The following is a 13442-nucleotide window of genomic DNA, read 5'->3' as shown; positions in this document are numbered from 1 at the left end:
ATTACGGCCCGGATGCCACGCGAACACAAGTATTCGCGATCGGCTTTAGGCCCATAGGCCCGATCAGCCAGAACAGCGGCCGGGCATGTGAGGACGACCACCGTCGGCCCGTGGGACTCGAATGTCAGCCAGAATCTGCTGCAGAGAAACTCAATCGATGTCACCAGCAGCATCGGCATCACAGAGCACCCGAGCCAGCACACGAGCCCACGTGCCGTCAGCGGCGTAGCGGCGGTGACGCTTCCACACCGTCTGCCAGGGCCCGAAATGCTCACGCGGCAGGTTACGCCAGGCAATTCCTGCACGGTGCCGGTAGACGATCCCTTCGACGATCCGATCCTTCGCCGATCCGACGGCTGTTCTCAAACGGCCGGGCTCTCTTGCCAGCATTGCCAGGGCAACAGCGGTCCGATTCGCGCCCACTGCTCACCGTAAAGACTCGGTGTCGATGCTGTGTAGTCACGTCTCCACCGAGACAGCCCTCAAATGGTGAATAAAGGACACACGCCCTAGAACCCGGAAACTGTGCCGGCGGGCACCTTCCCGGTGTTCTGCCGGGTGACTGCTCGCACCTGTTCGCCCTCTTCTCAGTAGTTCGCCGGCGGGTCGCTGCCGGGGAAGGATTCCTTGCCCCATTCGTCCGCGACCTCGTCATCACTCACCAGGTGCTTATCTGCGGTGTTCTTAGCCTCCGCGGTCTGCGCGTCGGCCTTCTGCGCTTCCGTACTGCGGGGGTCTGTGTCCTCCGCGTTGCGGGACACGGCCGCCCGACGGAGGTCGTTCACGTCGTCCATGATGCCCCCTTCCTAGGTTCCCTGCGCGCCCACTGGGCTGTGGGCGCTGCGATGGTCGAAAGCGTCGCCGTCGTGGCGCAGCGCGCGAGTGCGCAGATACGCGTGGACGGCGTCGAGAGTCTCCAGCTGGGCGTGGGCGCGCGCTACGAGTTCGTCGAACTCGGCAGCTGCCAGGCCCCACGCCTCGGCGTTGGCGGCGAGCGTCTGCCACAGACCCAGTTTCCCGATGACCGCGCTGCGCATCAGCTCCGTCTCCAGCAGCGGGGTGAGGGGTGAGCGGCCCAGGATCGCTCCATTGCCCTTAAGTCTCCCGACGTGCTCTCCCGCCCAGGACACCGCCTGACGCAGCGGTTTGCGGGTCAGGCCGAGCGCCGGGATCAGAGCTGCGAGCCGCGCACGTTCGCGGTCGATCTCCATCGCCAGCTCCGACAGCGGAGCGAAGTACGGTGTATCGACGAAGTCGTCTGCCATCCGCTGCACGCGCTGCGCACCGGCGGTCGCTCCCGTGAGGTGATCGTCCAGGTAGATCCCCAGCAGCTCCCTGTCAGCGGGAGGCACCGCTGAGGTGCGGGGTGCGGTGCCGGAGGCCCGGCGCGGTCGCAGAGGCACCGAATCGGTGCCGGTGCCCGCGATGAACCCGTTCAGCAGGTCCCGCAGCGCGTCAGCTGCGGAGACGCGCGGTTCCCATCCCAGTTCCGCCTTCGCCCGGGACGCATCCATGAGCGGGACGCCCACCGCCATGTCAATCCACCCTGTGTCCGCCGCGACCAGCCCGGTGCGATGGCCGATGCCCAGCCCTGTGCGCAGGGCCGCTGAGGGTAGTTCGACGAACCGACCGTGGTCGATGATGTCTGCGAGGTCCTTGAGCCCCATCGTGTCGTCGGCGCAGATGTTGAACGCTCCCGGTGCGCGTGCGAGAACTGCCGCCGCATATGCGCGGCCGATGTCGTCGGCGTGGACCGCTTGGACGCCGCGCAGGCCGCGGGGCACGGGGAGGAACGGCGGGCGCCCGTAGCGCAGGAGTTGCAGCGGTATCCAGGAGCCCAGGAAATACCGCTGGATCTCCGACGCGGCGCGGCCTCCGAAGATCAGTGCCGGGCGCAGACGGGTCACGGTGATGGAGGGGTGATGTGCGTCGAAATCGGCGAGCACCTTCTCCTGAGCGGACTTGTCCACGCTGTAGTGCGACGTAGCGATCCCATCCGTCGGCCACGACTCGTCACGGCGGGTCGCCTCATCGTCCGTGTCGTCCGGGGAGTAGGCCCCGACGGAGGACGCGACGACGAGGTGCGGGACGCCGGCACGGGCGACCGCCTCCGTCACCCGACGTGTGCCGTCGACGTTCACACGGCGCAGCAGCTCGCGTTCCGTGTTGGGCTGAATGAGCCAGGCAAGATGGATGACCGCATCGGCCCCCTCGAACGCGTCGGCCAGTCGCGCGATCGCTTCACCCTCCGGACTGGCTGCTGCGACGTCGATGGAACGCCAGTCACACCCGTCGTACGGGGCGACCGTGGTGTCCGGCATGCGGCGCGCGATCCCAACCACCTCTGTCACCTCTGGGGTCGCCGCCAGCGCCTCCAGTACGGCAGTACCGGTATTTCCTGTCGCTCCGACAATTGCGACGCGCACAGTGCCTCCCTGGGGTGGGCTGCGCCCGGCTCTCACCGGGCCTGGCTTTCATCGTACGTGTGGAGACGGGGCGTGTCGAGGGATCATCCGACAGCGGGTCGTGGGGTTTGGTCTGTGTTGTCCGGCAGTCGCGCGGGGAGAACCTTCGACGCTGCCCCCGGGGCGTGGGAGCCGATGAGGTTGCGGGAGCCGTCGCACAGCGGCGGGATACCGGAGGCTCCGCACCGGCACAGGGCGACGACATTGGGCCGCGGCCGCTTCCATTGGCCGTCCTCTTCGCCTGCGAGTACGAACTCCCCGCGAACCAGCAGCGGACCGCCCGGGCACGGCGTGATAGTGGTGTTCACGAGCGTGGGGGTGATGGTCATCGGGTCTCTTCATCGTATGTGCGCGAGCGGATGGAAGGTGCGGATGCCGTGGAAAGGGGCGAAGCGGCGAGCACCGCCTCTCGTCGGCGAAGGGACCGCGGTGAGTTCGCGGCCGTGTGCAGCCGCGTTCCGCGGTAGGGCACCCCGCCCCGCATTCGGGCGCCCACCACGACTTATGGGCACACGCCCCGTTCAGCGAGCCAGAGAGCGCCCAGAGTGCGGGGTCCGGCGGGACCACGGTGCGTCCGTGATCACGCCAACGCCGCCTCTCGGCACAAAAAGGATCGCCGCAGCCGTCGCAAGGAGTCCGACGGCGCGCCAACGAACCGAGAGGGGCAGGACTGGGAGGATCAACAGGTCCGCGGCCAGCCGCGCCGGCTGCGCGAAGCTGTCGTATGTCTGCCGGACGCGCTGCCCGCAGAACGCGCGGGACGTGGGCGGGAGTCTGGCGACGAAGAGGTCGTCGGCGGCGGCGAGGACACCGCCTCGGGTTTGGGCTGTGCGCATGAGCTCAAGATTCGCAATGGGCACTCCCGGGTCGTAGCCAGCGCCCAGGTACTCCGACCGCACTCCCAGGGTGCCCCGGGTAGTCGGACGCCCACGCCCGGTTCACAAGGGCCCGGGCGGTGTCCCAGCGGACGTGGCACGGAGAAGGTGCCGAAGGGTTGATGACGGGGTGGTTCTGCGGACGCACGAGGCCCACCTCCTGGAGAAGGTCGTTGAGATGAAGGAGCGTCTCCGCCGAATAACGGACGTCATCATCCGCGATGACGACGCAGGAACCGACGAAGTGCGGGATCGCCGTAAGAACCGCATCGACCTTCCCGTTGTGCCCGGCTGACGTGCTCGTCGAAGTACCAGGTGGCGTGGGAGCTGTTACCGGTGCGGGCGAACGCCTGCGAATAGTGTCGGGGGGGATCGATGAGGTCATCTCAAAGGCGGCGAGGTGGCCGACGATCGTCCCCCGGAGCCTGCGGTGTAGCCCGAAGAGGTTCATGACGTCGAAGAGCAGGAGGATGGCGGCCGGCACGCGGTCTGGGTGCGCCTGCGGTCGGTCGTCCAGTCCCATTGCTCGCACCGTGCCGGCGAAGACCTCCGCGTGGACCAGGTCGGGGCGGCCGCCTCCGTACTCGTCGGACTGGATCCCCAGGAGAGCGGCCTTCCCCGTCCCCGCAGCCGGGGATCGCCCAGCTGGAGGGGTCGGCCTCGCGCAGCGTGTAGATCGAGCGGTGGATGCGGAACCCGTGTAGCGGCGACGGCTCAGCATTGCGCGAAAGTCACGTCGTGAGCGTGGGAAACGCCGCGTTCGCTGTCATCTCGAACAGCAGCGCGGAAGTGCTGGCCCCGTCCGTCGGCAGATCTGTCGGCATTGAGACACGGTCGCACAGGGCACTCTCAACCGCCTCTTCGATCGTCGCGCGGCTGGCGAGAAGCTGCGGGTTCCATTCCCAGTCGCCGCGGATGTACTCGCCTGGCCCGTAGTGCAGCAGGCAGAGGGGAACAACGTGAGCTGGATGCCCTCGTCGGTCAGCACACCCCGGGGCTCACTGAGCGCGAGATCGGCTGCGCGCGCGAACGTGTCGCCCCCGGGGCAGGCGATGTCGGGGTCCGCCTGGGATTCGTCGTCCCGGTTCGCAACCGTGGCGCTTCCCACTGCGACGAGAAGGCCGAGCAGAGCGCGGCTCGCGGGTCCCCGCGGAGTCGGTGCAGGAACGGGCGGGCGGGGTCCGCTGGTGGCTGCGGCGGTCGCGGTGGTGGCTGCGGCCTCGGCGGTGGGAGTCATGACTGCTCCTTGCTGTGGGTGGTGAGCAGGCGAGCACGCGGGCCGCGGGGCCCGCGGTCCTGCAGCTGGGGGAGGAGTTCCTCAGGCAGCTTTTCGGCGACTGACAGGACGAAGTCCTGGGCCCGCCAGTCGAGTTCGACGCACCGTTCGCGCAGCTCTGCGGCCTCCTCGAGCGAGGGTGCCCTGCCGTCGACCGGGACGACGAACGCCTCGATGTGCAGAACGTGGCCCTGGTCGCGGATGCGGCACTCCGCCTCCGCCACCCACGACGCGGAGCCCAGGCAGTCCACCACGCGGTCTGTGAGAGGGTCGGGGCTCGTCCCGTCGTACTGGGTGGCCCGTGAGTCCATGAGATCGCGCACCGCATCACGGAGGTTCTTCCGCCCGTCGCGGACGATGTCGACCGCGACGACGATGGCTGCGGCCGAATCCGCCCACCATAGCCCCACGCCGATGCCGAGGATCCCGACGACGGTCGCGAGCGACGTCATCCAATCGGCCTTGTTCATCTGGGCATCCGCGTAGAGGACCTTGTCGTGCAGCAGAGGAGCCAGTTTGAGCTTCATGCGGCCGAGGATCACGGTCGGAGCGCCGGTGACGATCATGACGGCGATCATGAGCCACCCCTGCCAGATGGGCGTGTCGAACAGGACGAACACGCCGATCGGCGGATGTTCCGCCTCGAGCAGCCCGAGGCCGGAATCGATGATCAGGTAGAGGCCCATGACCAGGAGCGCGACTCCGGACACCAGATGGGCGATGCCGATCGCGCGGTGATAGCCGTACGGCTTCGCCGCGGTCGGGCGCCTCCGGATGAGTCGCGCTGCGAGGAGGAACGCGAGCGGCGGCAGCAGGGACAGCGAATCCTCGATCCATGCGGCCTTCATCGCCTGCGAGCTGCCGGCGACGAGCAGGACGAGGACGACCGTCACCGCGATGACACCCAGCGAGATCCGTTCGAGACGGATCGCCTTCTTCAGTGCCTGCGCCTGCTCGTCGGGCAGCTCCGTGTGGCCGAAACGAGCGGTCATCGGTGCGCCTCGGCGTGGGCGAGGGCGTGGCGCTCGAGCGCGACCATGAAGGCGTTCTCGCCCATCGGCACCGCGAGCACGTGCTTCTCCGTGGTGCCGTCGTTCCCGGTCGCCTCCACGTACGAGGTCGTGAGCGCCGCGTGCGTCGTCCAGGGCGACTTGTCGGTGAGTCCGCCGATCACGACGTCGAGCTGGCCGTCGCGCAGCTGCTTCATGAGCTGCTCCTCCCCGCCGGTCTCCCAGACGACCTCGGCGTCGTGGGCCGCGGCGAAGTCCGCGATGAGCTCTGGCTCCGTGCCGCTGGGCGTTCCGCCGCCTGTGGTGTCCGTCCACGGTGGGTTGTGTGAGACTCCCACGCGCAGCTGTCCGTCGGTCACGCGCTCGAGGGTTCCGTCCGGGTCAGCGGGGATCGACATGCTGCAGGCGGTGAGGAGCAGTGTGACCGCGAGCAGCGCGGCCGTGCGGAGGCCGCGGCCCGAACAATGGGCGAGGGGGTGCTGTCTGTCCAGCGGAACCCGCTGTGATGAGTGCGACGCGACGGCGCGACGTCCCGAATGGTTGCCCATGAGTTCAGTGTCGCATCGTGCAATGACATTGTCACGGAGTCTACTGCCTACTGGGGAAATGCTGGGAAGGGTGTAAACGGAGCAGGTGTCCCGATGGGTGGCGGTTCTGCGGGCGACAGGATTATACGGTCGAATCGGCATCGCGTCCCGTGCCCAAGTTCTAGACGGAAGCGCAGCGCCTTTTCGAGCGAGTGTTCTGTAAGTGTGAAGTGCTGTGCGAGACGAAAGATGATGCTGGCGAGGATGATTTCGCTGGTGCAGTAGTCAACACGCTTGACGTACCTTGTCGCCAGGTCACTGAACTGCGGCCAAGCTTCTTGGCATCGACGTGGACCAGCTCGCCGGGCTGCTCGACTTCGTAGCGACAGGGCGCTGATCGGCCTACCGGCAGACCTGTGGCCGGATCGATGCACTCCAGCTTAGGCAACCGGTAGCGGGCCACGATCCGCCCGACGGTCGAAGGCGGCACGTGCAGGCGGTAGCCGATCCGGTGTGGCCCCATCGGCGGTTGAATCGCATGCGTCAGTCGGTACGTGCGCTGAGCCTGTTCGGGCTATGGTGCGGCCGGCTCGAGCGATCAGCCAAACCGGTCCCTGCCCGGTGCCGGCTCACCCAGCGAGACACCGTTGCCGGGGACACCTGGAAGCGTTCAGCAGCGCGTCGCTGTGGCCAGCCATGATCGACGCCAAGACCGAGCCGGCGCCCACCCACGATGGTCATTCGGGGCGTTACGGTGAGTCATGGAAGACTTCCGGTTCAGAGTGCGTGTCAGTACCACCTCGATGCCGAGGATCTTCTCTGACCTCAAATCCCGTTCACAACCTCCCGAGGAACTACACCTAGCCTCATTCCCAACAGTCCTGCCGGATGTGCACAATGATGTCAGGCTCAGGATGAGTCTCGCGGGCAAAACTATGTGAGGTAGCGATGAACTTTCGCGGACACAATGACATGAGGCATTACGGAGCGTGTGAGGGCGAAGGTCACGGAGTTGTGCTAGCCGCGGCGCGTATGAGACGGCACCTGGACGCTACACCCACCCTTAGGGAAGGACCTCCGTGAGCAGGCACGTTGGAGTCAGTGCACCTGAGCGTTCGCCGGGCTACGTGGAAGCGGCGCTGTCAGAGAGTTCGGCGGCCCGTGCCGCCGCCGAGGTCGGACGATTAGCTCATCGTCAGGGTCGCACGGTGGCGATTGCGGAATCGTTGACGGGTGGAAAGCTCGCCGAGGTGTTCGCGGCTGTGCCGGACTCGTCGGCGTGGTTCGCTGGTGGGGTCGTCTGCTTCCAGTCCGAAACCAAGTTCCGTGTCCTGGGCGTTTCACGCGGGCCTGTGGTAACCGAGGAGGCCGTCGGTGAGATGGCCGCCGGTGTCGCCGAGCGGATCGGCGCGGATGCCGTAGTCTCCGTCTCTGGGGCCGCCGGTCCGTCAGATGAGGAGGGCAACCCGCCGGGAACAGTCTGGATGGCAACCCTGGTATGCGGTGACCTTCGCACCGAGCTCCATCATTTTACGGGTGATCCGCTCGAGATCCTTTCGCAGACAGTGACCAGTGCCACGCAGCTTCTATTCGAGGCGTTGCGGGAGTCAGCGTCGGATTGAGAGCGGCCTTGCTGGATTGCGCGGATCGCTCTGCGTTGTCGGCCGATGGCGGGGTCGTCAATTCCGTTGTGTATGGGGTCGGGTGTACAGATATGGATTCATTCGGTCGGGGCGGGCTGCCGCGAGTTCGGTTGGGCGTGTGTCCTTTATTCACCATTTGAGGGCTGTCTCGGTGGAGACGTGACTACACAGCATCGACACCGAGTCTTTACGGTGAGTAGTGGGCGCGAATCGGACCGCTGTTGCCCTGGCAATGCTGGCAAGAGAGCCCGGCCGTTTGAGAACAGCCGTCGGATCGTCGAAGGATCGGATCGTCGAAGGGATCGTCTACCGGCACCGTGCAGGAATTGCCTGGCGTAACCTGCCGCGTGAGCATTTCGGGCCCTGGCAGACGGCGTGGAAGCGTCACCGCCGCTACATGCCCTAGTCTGAGAGCGTCACCAGCCCCTGATGGAACGAACGGATGCGTATGAAGGTCGTCTGCCCCGGCTCCTATGACCCGGTCACCGTCGGACACATCGACATCGCCGCCAGGGCCGCCGCGGCTGCCGGAAGGCAGCATTGACCTCATCTTCGCCGACCCGCCGTATCCCATGCCCGAGGCGGAGGTGACCGCGATCCTGGACGCGTGCGTCCCGCTGCTGCGTGACCCGGCAGCGCTCATCGTGTTCGAACGCTCCAGCCGGTCACCGGAGCCGAGGCTGCCGCAGCGGCTGGAGGTGTTCCGGCACAAGAAGATCGGCGAGACCGCATTGTGGTTCCTGCAGCTGCGGGAGTGACGAACGTGCGGGGCTGAGGCCTGGGGTCAGCGCTCCAGCACCGCGGAGAGGAACTTCGCGGTGCGCTCATGCTGCGGGCGGGTGAAGATCTCATCCGGCGGGCCGTCTTCGATGATCTGGCCGTCGGAGAACATCAACACCCGCTGAGAGACATCGCGGGCGAACTGCATCTCATGGGTGACGATGAGCATCGTGATGTCCGTGGTCTCGGCGATCTCGCGCAGCACCCCGAGCACATCGTCGACGAGCTCCGGGTCGAGAGCCGAAGTCACCTCGTCGAGCAGCAGCACCTCGGGATCCATCGCCAGCGCACGGGCGATCGCCACACGCTGCTGCTGTCCGCCCGAGAGCTTCGTCGGATGCTCATTCTCCTTGTCGGCCAGGCCGACCCGCTTCAGCAGCGCACGTGCCTTCTCCAGCGCCTCGGCCTTCGACATGCCGAGCACGTGGATCGGTGCTTCGATGATGTTCTCGGCGACCGTCATATTGGGGAACAGGTTGAAGTGCTGGAACACCATGCCGATGCGCTTGGTGTTGCTGCGCACCTGCTTCTTCGGCAGCGCTACCCGCTTATCGCCGCGCTTCTCGTGCGTCAGCGGCTTGCCGTGGACGTAGATGTAGCCGTCGGTCAGGCTCTCCAGTGTCATGATGAGCCTGAGGATCGTCGTCTTGCCCGAACCGCTGGGCCCGATGAGCGTGACGCGCTCGCCAGGGGCGACGGAGAAGTTGAGGTCCTGGAGGACGACGTTGGCGCCGAAACGCTTCTCGACGTCGACGAACTCGATGGCCGGCTGGGCTGCCGCAGCGCCGTCCGCGCGGGACTGTGGGGTCTCGTCAGTACCGGGCAAGGGACTTCTCCAATCGTCGGATGAGCAGTGAGGTCGGATAGCTGGCGGCCAGGAAGATGAGGCCGGCAAGCGTGAACGCCTCGGTGTAGGCGAAGTGTCGGCCGCCGTACTGTTGGGCGGAGGTCACCAGCTCGACGACTCCGATGGCGAACAGGAACGGGGTGTCCTTGAACATCGCCACCGCGTAGTTGCCCAGCGAGGGGACTGTCGCCCGCAGCGCCTGGGGGAGGACGATCGAACGGAACGCCCGGGCCGGCGGCAGCGACAGCGCGCTGATCGCTTCCCACTGGCCCTTCGGCACTGAGTCGATGCCGGCCCGGTAGCTTTCGGACATGTACGTCGAATAGTGCACGCCGATGATGATGAGCCCGAGCGTCAGCGACGGAATCCCGGCGAGCACCGGATGCTTGGCGAACAGGAAGTAGATGAACAGCAGCTGCACCACCAGCGGCGTGTTGCGCACGAATGCGACGGCGAGTTTGAGCAGCCAGTTGATCCACCAGGGCAGGATGCGCAGCAGGATCGCGATGACGAGTCCGAGCACAACGGCGATGAGTGTCCCGCCGACGGTGGCGATGAGGGTGTTCCCGAAGCCCTTGAGCAGCAGCGGCAGCGCATCGAATGCGCGCGACCAATTCCACATCAGCCCAGCACCTCCTTCTTCGGACGGTGCTGTCGGAAGAACACGCTGCGCAGACCTGCGGACTTCTCTCGCCGGCCGAGTGCGACCGCAGCCCGGTGCTCGAGGGCATCCATGCCGACCTGCAGCAGCCAGGCGAGCACGAAGTACAGCAGCAGCCCGACGGAGTAGGCGAAGAACGTGTCGCCGGTGGCCTGCCGCAGCTGGTCGATGCGGTCGGTGAGGTCCTGCAGGGTGATGAAGGAGACAACCGCGGTGCCCTTGAGCAGCTGGATGAGCAGCGTCGCCAGCGACGGGATCATGAGCAGCCAGGCCTGCGGGAAGATGATGCGCCGCAGCATCCGCACCGGCGACAGGCTCAGCGCCATCGCCGCCTCCCACTGGCCGCGGTCGACGTGCGCGATCGACGAGCGCACTACCTCGGCGGAGTAGGCCCCGTAGTTGAGTGCCAGGGCGAAGATGCCGCAGCTGAGCGGATCGAGATTCACACCCAGCAGCGGCAGCACGTAGAAGAGCCAGAACAGCTGCACGAGCAGGGACGTGCCTCGGAAGAACTCGACAATGATGCGTGCCGGGATGCCGAGCCAGCGGTACGGGCTGGCCATCGCCAGTCCGAGCACTAAGGCGATGAGCAGCGCACCGGCTGCGCCGCCGGCAGTGAGTAGGAGGGTGATCTTCAGGCCGTCCCACAGCTGGGGTGCATAGCTGAAGAGCGTCGAGAGGTTGTCTGTCATGAGCGCGTGTCTGTCATGTGCGTGCCTGGGATTCGGGTCGGAGGTGCAGAAGACGCGTCGTCACCGGCGAGCGGCCCGCTCCCGAGGTGCGGGCCGCCCTGCCGATGACAGCGGACGTGATCAGCTGGGCAGGTCACCCGAGCACAGCTGCTCGGTGGTGATGGACCCGTCAGGGCGCTCCTCGGCGGTGAAGCCGAACTCACCGACGATGTCGAGGTAGCGCTGCTCGTCGCCGACGATCTCGTCGAGCTTCTCGTTGTAGGCCTTGAGCAGCTCTTCGTCATCGGTGCGGAAGACGGTGCCGCCGGCACCGATCTGCGGCACGCCGTCGATCTCCTGCACGAACGACTCGGTCACCTCGACACCGGCATCCGGGTTGTTGTCCGCCATCCAGTTGAGCGAGATGCCGGTGAGTGCGAAGACATCCGCCCTGCCGGAGGTCACCATGTCCATCCCGTCCTGCGGAGTGCCCACCTCAGTCGAACCTTCAATGCCGAGATCGGCGGCGTAGTCCGATTCGATCGCACCGGTCATTGTGGCGAGCGTGACATCGCCGTTGGCTGAAACATCGTCGAGCGTCTTGAGGTTGTGTGGATTTCCCTCTTCAACCATGAGCGCGGTTGTGTACATGAATTCCGGATTGGAGAACGCCGCCTGCTCGCAGCGGTCGGGCAGGATCGACATGCCCGCGGAGACGACGTCGAAGCGGTCGGCGTTGAGGCCCGGGATGAGGCCGCCGAACTCAGTGAGCACACCGTCGACCTCCTCGATGCCGAGCTCTTCGAAGATCTCACGGTGCAGCGCGACAGTGGCACCGGTCAGTTCGCCGTCGGCTTCGAAACTGTAGGGGGCCTCACCGGCGAAGCCGACGGTGATCTTCTTGTCCTCCTGGGCCTTCTCCAGCGTGCTGCCCGCATCTGAACCGCCTCCGCCGCAGGCGGCGACGAGTCCGAGCGAGGCAATGGCGGCAAGGGCTGCCAGGGGGCGGGTGATTCTGTGGTTGCGCATAGATACTCCGTTTCGTGCGTACAGCAGGCGACGACCAGGCAAGAAGTGTCGGCCGAGCCGGTATGGCCCAGGTCACTGTTAAACAACAGTATCGAGCCGCGTCTGCGCGTCTACGGCATTTCCGTCAGCGTTAAGACATCGTTACATGCCCCGGCCGCCGCCGAGGCGTCCTGCGCTAGTCTGAGAGCGTCACCAGTCCCTGATGGAACGGATGCGTATGAAGGTCGTCTGCCCCGGCTCCTATGACCCGGTCACCGTCGGACACATCGACATCGCCGCCAGGGCCGCCGCGCTGTTCGACGAGGTTGTCATCGCTGTGGTGCACAACCCGGCCAAGACCGGTCATTATCCGGTCGTTCAGCGCATCGAGCTCATCGAGGCTGCCCTGACCGCCGATCCGCGCACCGAGCAGGCCGCGAACATCGTCGTCGACGACGTGCCCGGCGGACTGCTCGTGGACTACTGCGCGCAGATCGGCGCTTCAGCCGTCGTCAAGGGGCTGCGTTCAGGCACCGACTTCGCTTATGAGCTGCCGATGGCCCTGATGAACCGGCACCTGACCGAACTGGAGACGATCTTCGTGCCCGGCGACCCGCGTTTCGAGCACGTCTCCTCCTCTCTCATCCGCGAAGTCCACGCACTCGGCGGAGACGTCTCGGGGCTCGTGCCGGCTGCGGTGCTCGAAGCGATGGATGTCAAGCGCCGGGCCGACTGACCGCTGGCTGCCAGCTGGCCCTGCCTGCTGCTCGCTGATGCCCGGTGAGGTGCACATCACCTCAAGTGGCAATCACTGGGCGAAGCCATTAGACTGTTTCCTTGCGTGTGATCCGTTGCGTGCCGACATCACGGACAGCGTCCAAACCGGAGGTGAAGACACATGAGCAGTAGATCTGACCTCATCGTCGACCTTCGCTCGCTCGGCCTGGCAGACAGGCCAGGCGAATGGACTCGACTGGAACGTGATGTCGCGGCTCCGGCGGATCTGCGGATCGAGATGATCGGAGTGCCAACCGGTTCGCCGCTTCACCTGGACCTGCAGCTCGACTCCGTGGTGGAGGGGATCTTCGTCTCCGGCACTGTCACGGCCACAGCCCAGGGACAGGACGCCCGCACGCTGGAGGACCTGGAGGTTCCGCTGAACGTGGAGCTGTCCGAACTCTTCGCGTACGAGGTCGAAGAGGGCGACGAGGAGACATATCCGGTTGATCGCGATCGGATCGACCTCGAACCGGCGATCCGAGACGCACTCGTCATGGCTTTGCCGTTCCGTCCTCTCAAGGATGGGGAGGATGCGGACGAGTTCCGGTACACCGTCGGCGAGGACATCGTCGAAGAGGCACCGGAAGATGACCCACGCTGGTCAGAACTGAAACGACTGTTAGAAGAGAAAGAGAGCTAGACGTGGCTGTTCCCAAGCGAAAGATGTCGCGCAGCAATACCCGCCACCGTCGTTCGCAGTGGAAGGCCAAGGTTCCGACCTTGGTCAAGACTGTGGAGAACGGTCGCGTTGTGTACTCGCGCCCGCACCAGGCCAAGGTGGTTGAGGACTCCGCCGGCACCCCGCTGTTCCTTGAATACAAGGGACGCAAGGTCGCCGACATCTGATTCGGTTCTTCAGACGAATCGCATCAGACAGTGGACTCAGCACCTGATCTGAA

General features: G+C 65.8%; 16 protein-coding genes and 3 pseudogenes. 7 read left to right on the top strand and 12 right to left on the bottom strand.

The genetic code is table 11. From position 1 onward, the window contains the following. Positions 1–150 precede the first annotated feature (150 nt). From M3C25_RS12180 to M3C25_RS12150, 8 genes and pseudogenes are all read right to left on the bottom strand, one after another. A complete protein-coding gene (locus tag M3C25_RS12180) occupies positions 151–390 on the bottom strand; it encodes a transposase (RefSeq protein WP_375545132.1) in 240 nt (79 codons plus the stop codon). A gap of 197 nt (positions 391–587) precedes the next feature. Next, positions 588–794: a hypothetical protein gene (locus M3C25_RS12175; RefSeq protein WP_102161734.1), complete on the bottom strand. Its 207-nt coding sequence runs from the start codon at positions 792–794 to the stop codon at positions 588–590. Positions 795–806: 12 nt separating this feature from the next. After that, positions 807–2426, bottom strand: a complete 1620-nt coding sequence (locus tag M3C25_RS12170; RefSeq protein ID WP_102161735.1) for an NAD-dependent epimerase/dehydratase family protein — start codon at positions 2424–2426, stop codon at positions 807–809. An 83-nt stretch (positions 2427–2509) separates the two neighbouring features. Continuing rightward, positions 2510–2794, bottom strand: a complete 285-nt coding sequence (locus M3C25_RS12165) for a CDGSH iron-sulfur domain-containing protein (protein ID WP_102161736.1) — start codon at positions 2792–2794, stop codon at positions 2510–2512. 931 nt (positions 2795–3725) lie between these two features. Next, a pseudogene (locus M3C25_RS13205) lies at positions 3726–4061 on the bottom strand (iron-containing redox enzyme family protein); the annotation flags it as partial. A 512-nt stretch (positions 4062–4573) separates the two neighbouring features. Continuing rightward, a complete protein-coding gene (locus M3C25_RS12160; protein WP_102161739.1) occupies positions 4574–5608 on the bottom strand; it encodes a cation diffusion facilitator family transporter in 1035 nt (344 codons plus the stop codon). Next, complete coding sequence (locus M3C25_RS12155) at positions 5605–6024, bottom strand: transporter substrate-binding domain-containing protein (protein ID WP_257995076.1); 420 nt, start codon at positions 6022–6024, stop codon at positions 5605–5607. Before M3C25_RS12155 ends, M3C25_RS12160 begins: the two co-directional genes overlap by 4 nt. Positions 6025–6478: 454 nt before the next feature. Continuing rightward, positions 6479–6916: pseudogene (locus tag M3C25_RS12150) on the bottom strand (helix-turn-helix domain-containing protein); the annotation flags it as partial. A gap of 316 nt (positions 6917–7232) precedes the next feature. On the opposite strand from M3C25_RS12150, the gene M3C25_RS12145 reads away from it, so the two are divergent. The 4 genes and pseudogenes from M3C25_RS12145 (at position 7233) to M3C25_RS12130 (ending at position 8554) form a co-directional block, all read left to right on the top strand. Continuing rightward, positions 7233–7775 (top strand): CinA family protein, encoded by a 543-nt coding sequence (locus M3C25_RS12145; protein ID WP_219722597.1) that lies wholly within the window; start codon positions 7233–7235, stop codon positions 7773–7775. A 310-nt stretch (positions 7776–8085) separates the two neighbouring features. After that, positions 8086–8193, top strand: a pseudogene (locus tag M3C25_RS13200) (transposase); the annotation flags it as partial. A 51-nt stretch (positions 8194–8244) separates the two neighbouring features. After that, on the top strand, positions 8245–8340 hold the full coding sequence (locus M3C25_RS12135) for an adenylyltransferase/cytidyltransferase family protein (RefSeq protein ID WP_257995170.1): 96 nt from the start codon (positions 8245–8247) through the stop codon (positions 8338–8340). Positions 8341–8383: 43 nt separating this feature from the next. Then, positions 8384–8554 carry an RsmD family RNA methyltransferase gene (locus M3C25_RS12130; RefSeq protein WP_259856941.1) on the top strand — a complete coding sequence of 57 codons (171 nt, stop codon included), beginning with the start codon at positions 8384–8386 and terminating at the stop codon, positions 8552–8554. Positions 8555–8580: 26 nt separating this feature from the next. Here the strand turns inward: M3C25_RS12130 and M3C25_RS12125 are convergent, their stop codons facing one another. The 4 genes from M3C25_RS12125 to ehuB form a co-directional block, all read right to left on the bottom strand. Continuing rightward, complete coding sequence (locus M3C25_RS12125; RefSeq protein ID WP_212753893.1) at positions 8581–9402, bottom strand: amino acid ABC transporter ATP-binding protein; 822 nt, start codon at positions 9400–9402, stop codon at positions 8581–8583. Next, the gene (gene ehuD, locus M3C25_RS12120) at positions 9389–10045 is read right to left on the bottom strand and encodes an ectoine/hydroxyectoine ABC transporter permease subunit EhuD (protein WP_165882530.1); all 657 of its coding nucleotides are present in this window, start codon (positions 10043–10045) and stop codon (positions 9389–9391) included. The genes M3C25_RS12125 and ehuD overlap by 14 nt, the downstream gene beginning before the upstream one ends. Continuing rightward, on the bottom strand, positions 10045–10776 hold the full coding sequence (gene ehuC / locus M3C25_RS12115) for an ectoine/hydroxyectoine ABC transporter permease subunit EhuC (RefSeq protein ID WP_259796113.1): 732 nt from the start codon (positions 10774–10776) through the stop codon (positions 10045–10047). Before ehuC ends, ehuD begins: the two co-directional genes overlap by 1 nt. A gap of 120 nt (positions 10777–10896) precedes the next feature. Further along, the gene (ehuB, locus tag M3C25_RS12110) at positions 10897–11784 is read right to left on the bottom strand and encodes an ectoine/hydroxyectoine ABC transporter substrate-binding protein EhuB (RefSeq protein WP_259796116.1); all 888 of its coding nucleotides are present in this window, start codon (positions 11782–11784) and stop codon (positions 10897–10899) included. Between the two features lie 217 nt (positions 11785–12001). Between ehuB and coaD the strand changes: the two genes are divergently transcribed. From coaD to rpmF, 3 genes are all read left to right on the top strand, one after another. After that, on the top strand, positions 12002–12499 hold the full coding sequence (gene coaD, locus M3C25_RS12105) for a pantetheine-phosphate adenylyltransferase (protein ID WP_102162555.1): 498 nt from the start codon (positions 12002–12004) through the stop codon (positions 12497–12499). A 279-nt stretch (positions 12500–12778) separates the two neighbouring features. Further along, the gene (locus M3C25_RS12100; RefSeq protein ID WP_254221217.1) at positions 12779–13183 is read left to right on the top strand and encodes a YceD family protein; all 405 of its coding nucleotides are present in this window, start codon (positions 12779–12781) and stop codon (positions 13181–13183) included. Between the two features lie 2 nt (positions 13184–13185). Continuing rightward, on the top strand, positions 13186–13389 hold the full coding sequence (gene rpmF, locus M3C25_RS12095; protein WP_102162557.1) for a 50S ribosomal protein L32: 204 nt from the start codon (positions 13186–13188) through the stop codon (positions 13387–13389). Positions 13390–13442 lie beyond the last annotated feature (53 nt).

The organism is Brevibacterium luteolum (genome assembly GCF_025147615.1).
Lineage (GTDB): Bacteria > Actinomycetota > Actinomycetes > Actinomycetales > Brevibacteriaceae > Brevibacterium > Brevibacterium luteolum.
Note: the sequence above shows the minus strand (reverse complement) of the source record. Positions and strands in the feature narration are given on the sequence as shown.

Coding starts and splice junctions, on each gene's coding strand:
- coaD (WP_102162555.1), top strand. CDS start 12,002: ATGAAGGTCGTCTGCCCCGGCTCCTATGACCCGGTCACCGTCGGACAC.
- M3C25_RS12135 (WP_257995170.1), top strand. CDS start 8,245: ATGAAGGTCGTCTGCCCCGGCTCCTATGACCCGGTCACCGTCGGACAC.
- M3C25_RS12155 (WP_257995076.1), bottom strand. CDS start 6,024: ATGTCGATCCCCGCTGACCCGGACGGAACCCTCGAGCGCGTGACCGAC.
- ehuD (WP_165882530.1), bottom strand. CDS start 10,045: ATGTGGAATTGGTCGCGCGCATTCGATGCGCTGCCGCTGCTGCTCAAG.
- M3C25_RS12160 (WP_102161739.1), bottom strand. CDS start 5,608: ATGACCGCTCGTTTCGGCCACACGGAGCTGCCCGACGAGCAGGCGCAG.
- M3C25_RS12165 (WP_102161736.1), bottom strand. CDS start 2,794: ATGACCATCACCCCCACGCTCGTGAACACCACTATCACGCCGTGCCCG.
- M3C25_RS12180 (WP_375545132.1), bottom strand. CDS start 390: ATGCTGGCAAGAGAGCCCGGCCGTTTGAGAACAGCCGTCGGATCGGCG.
- ehuC (WP_259796113.1), bottom strand. CDS start 10,776: ATGACAGACAACCTCTCGACGCTCTTCAGCTATGCACCCCAGCTGTGG.
- M3C25_RS12100 (WP_254221217.1), top strand. CDS start 12,779: ATGATCGGAGTGCCAACCGGTTCGCCGCTTCACCTGGACCTGCAGCTC.
- M3C25_RS12175 (WP_102161734.1), bottom strand. CDS start 794: ATGGACGACGTGAACGACCTCCGTCGGGCGGCCGTGTCCCGCAACGCG.
- ehuB (WP_259796116.1), bottom strand. CDS start 11,784: ATGCGCAACCACAGAATCACCCGCCCCCTGGCAGCCCTTGCCGCCATT.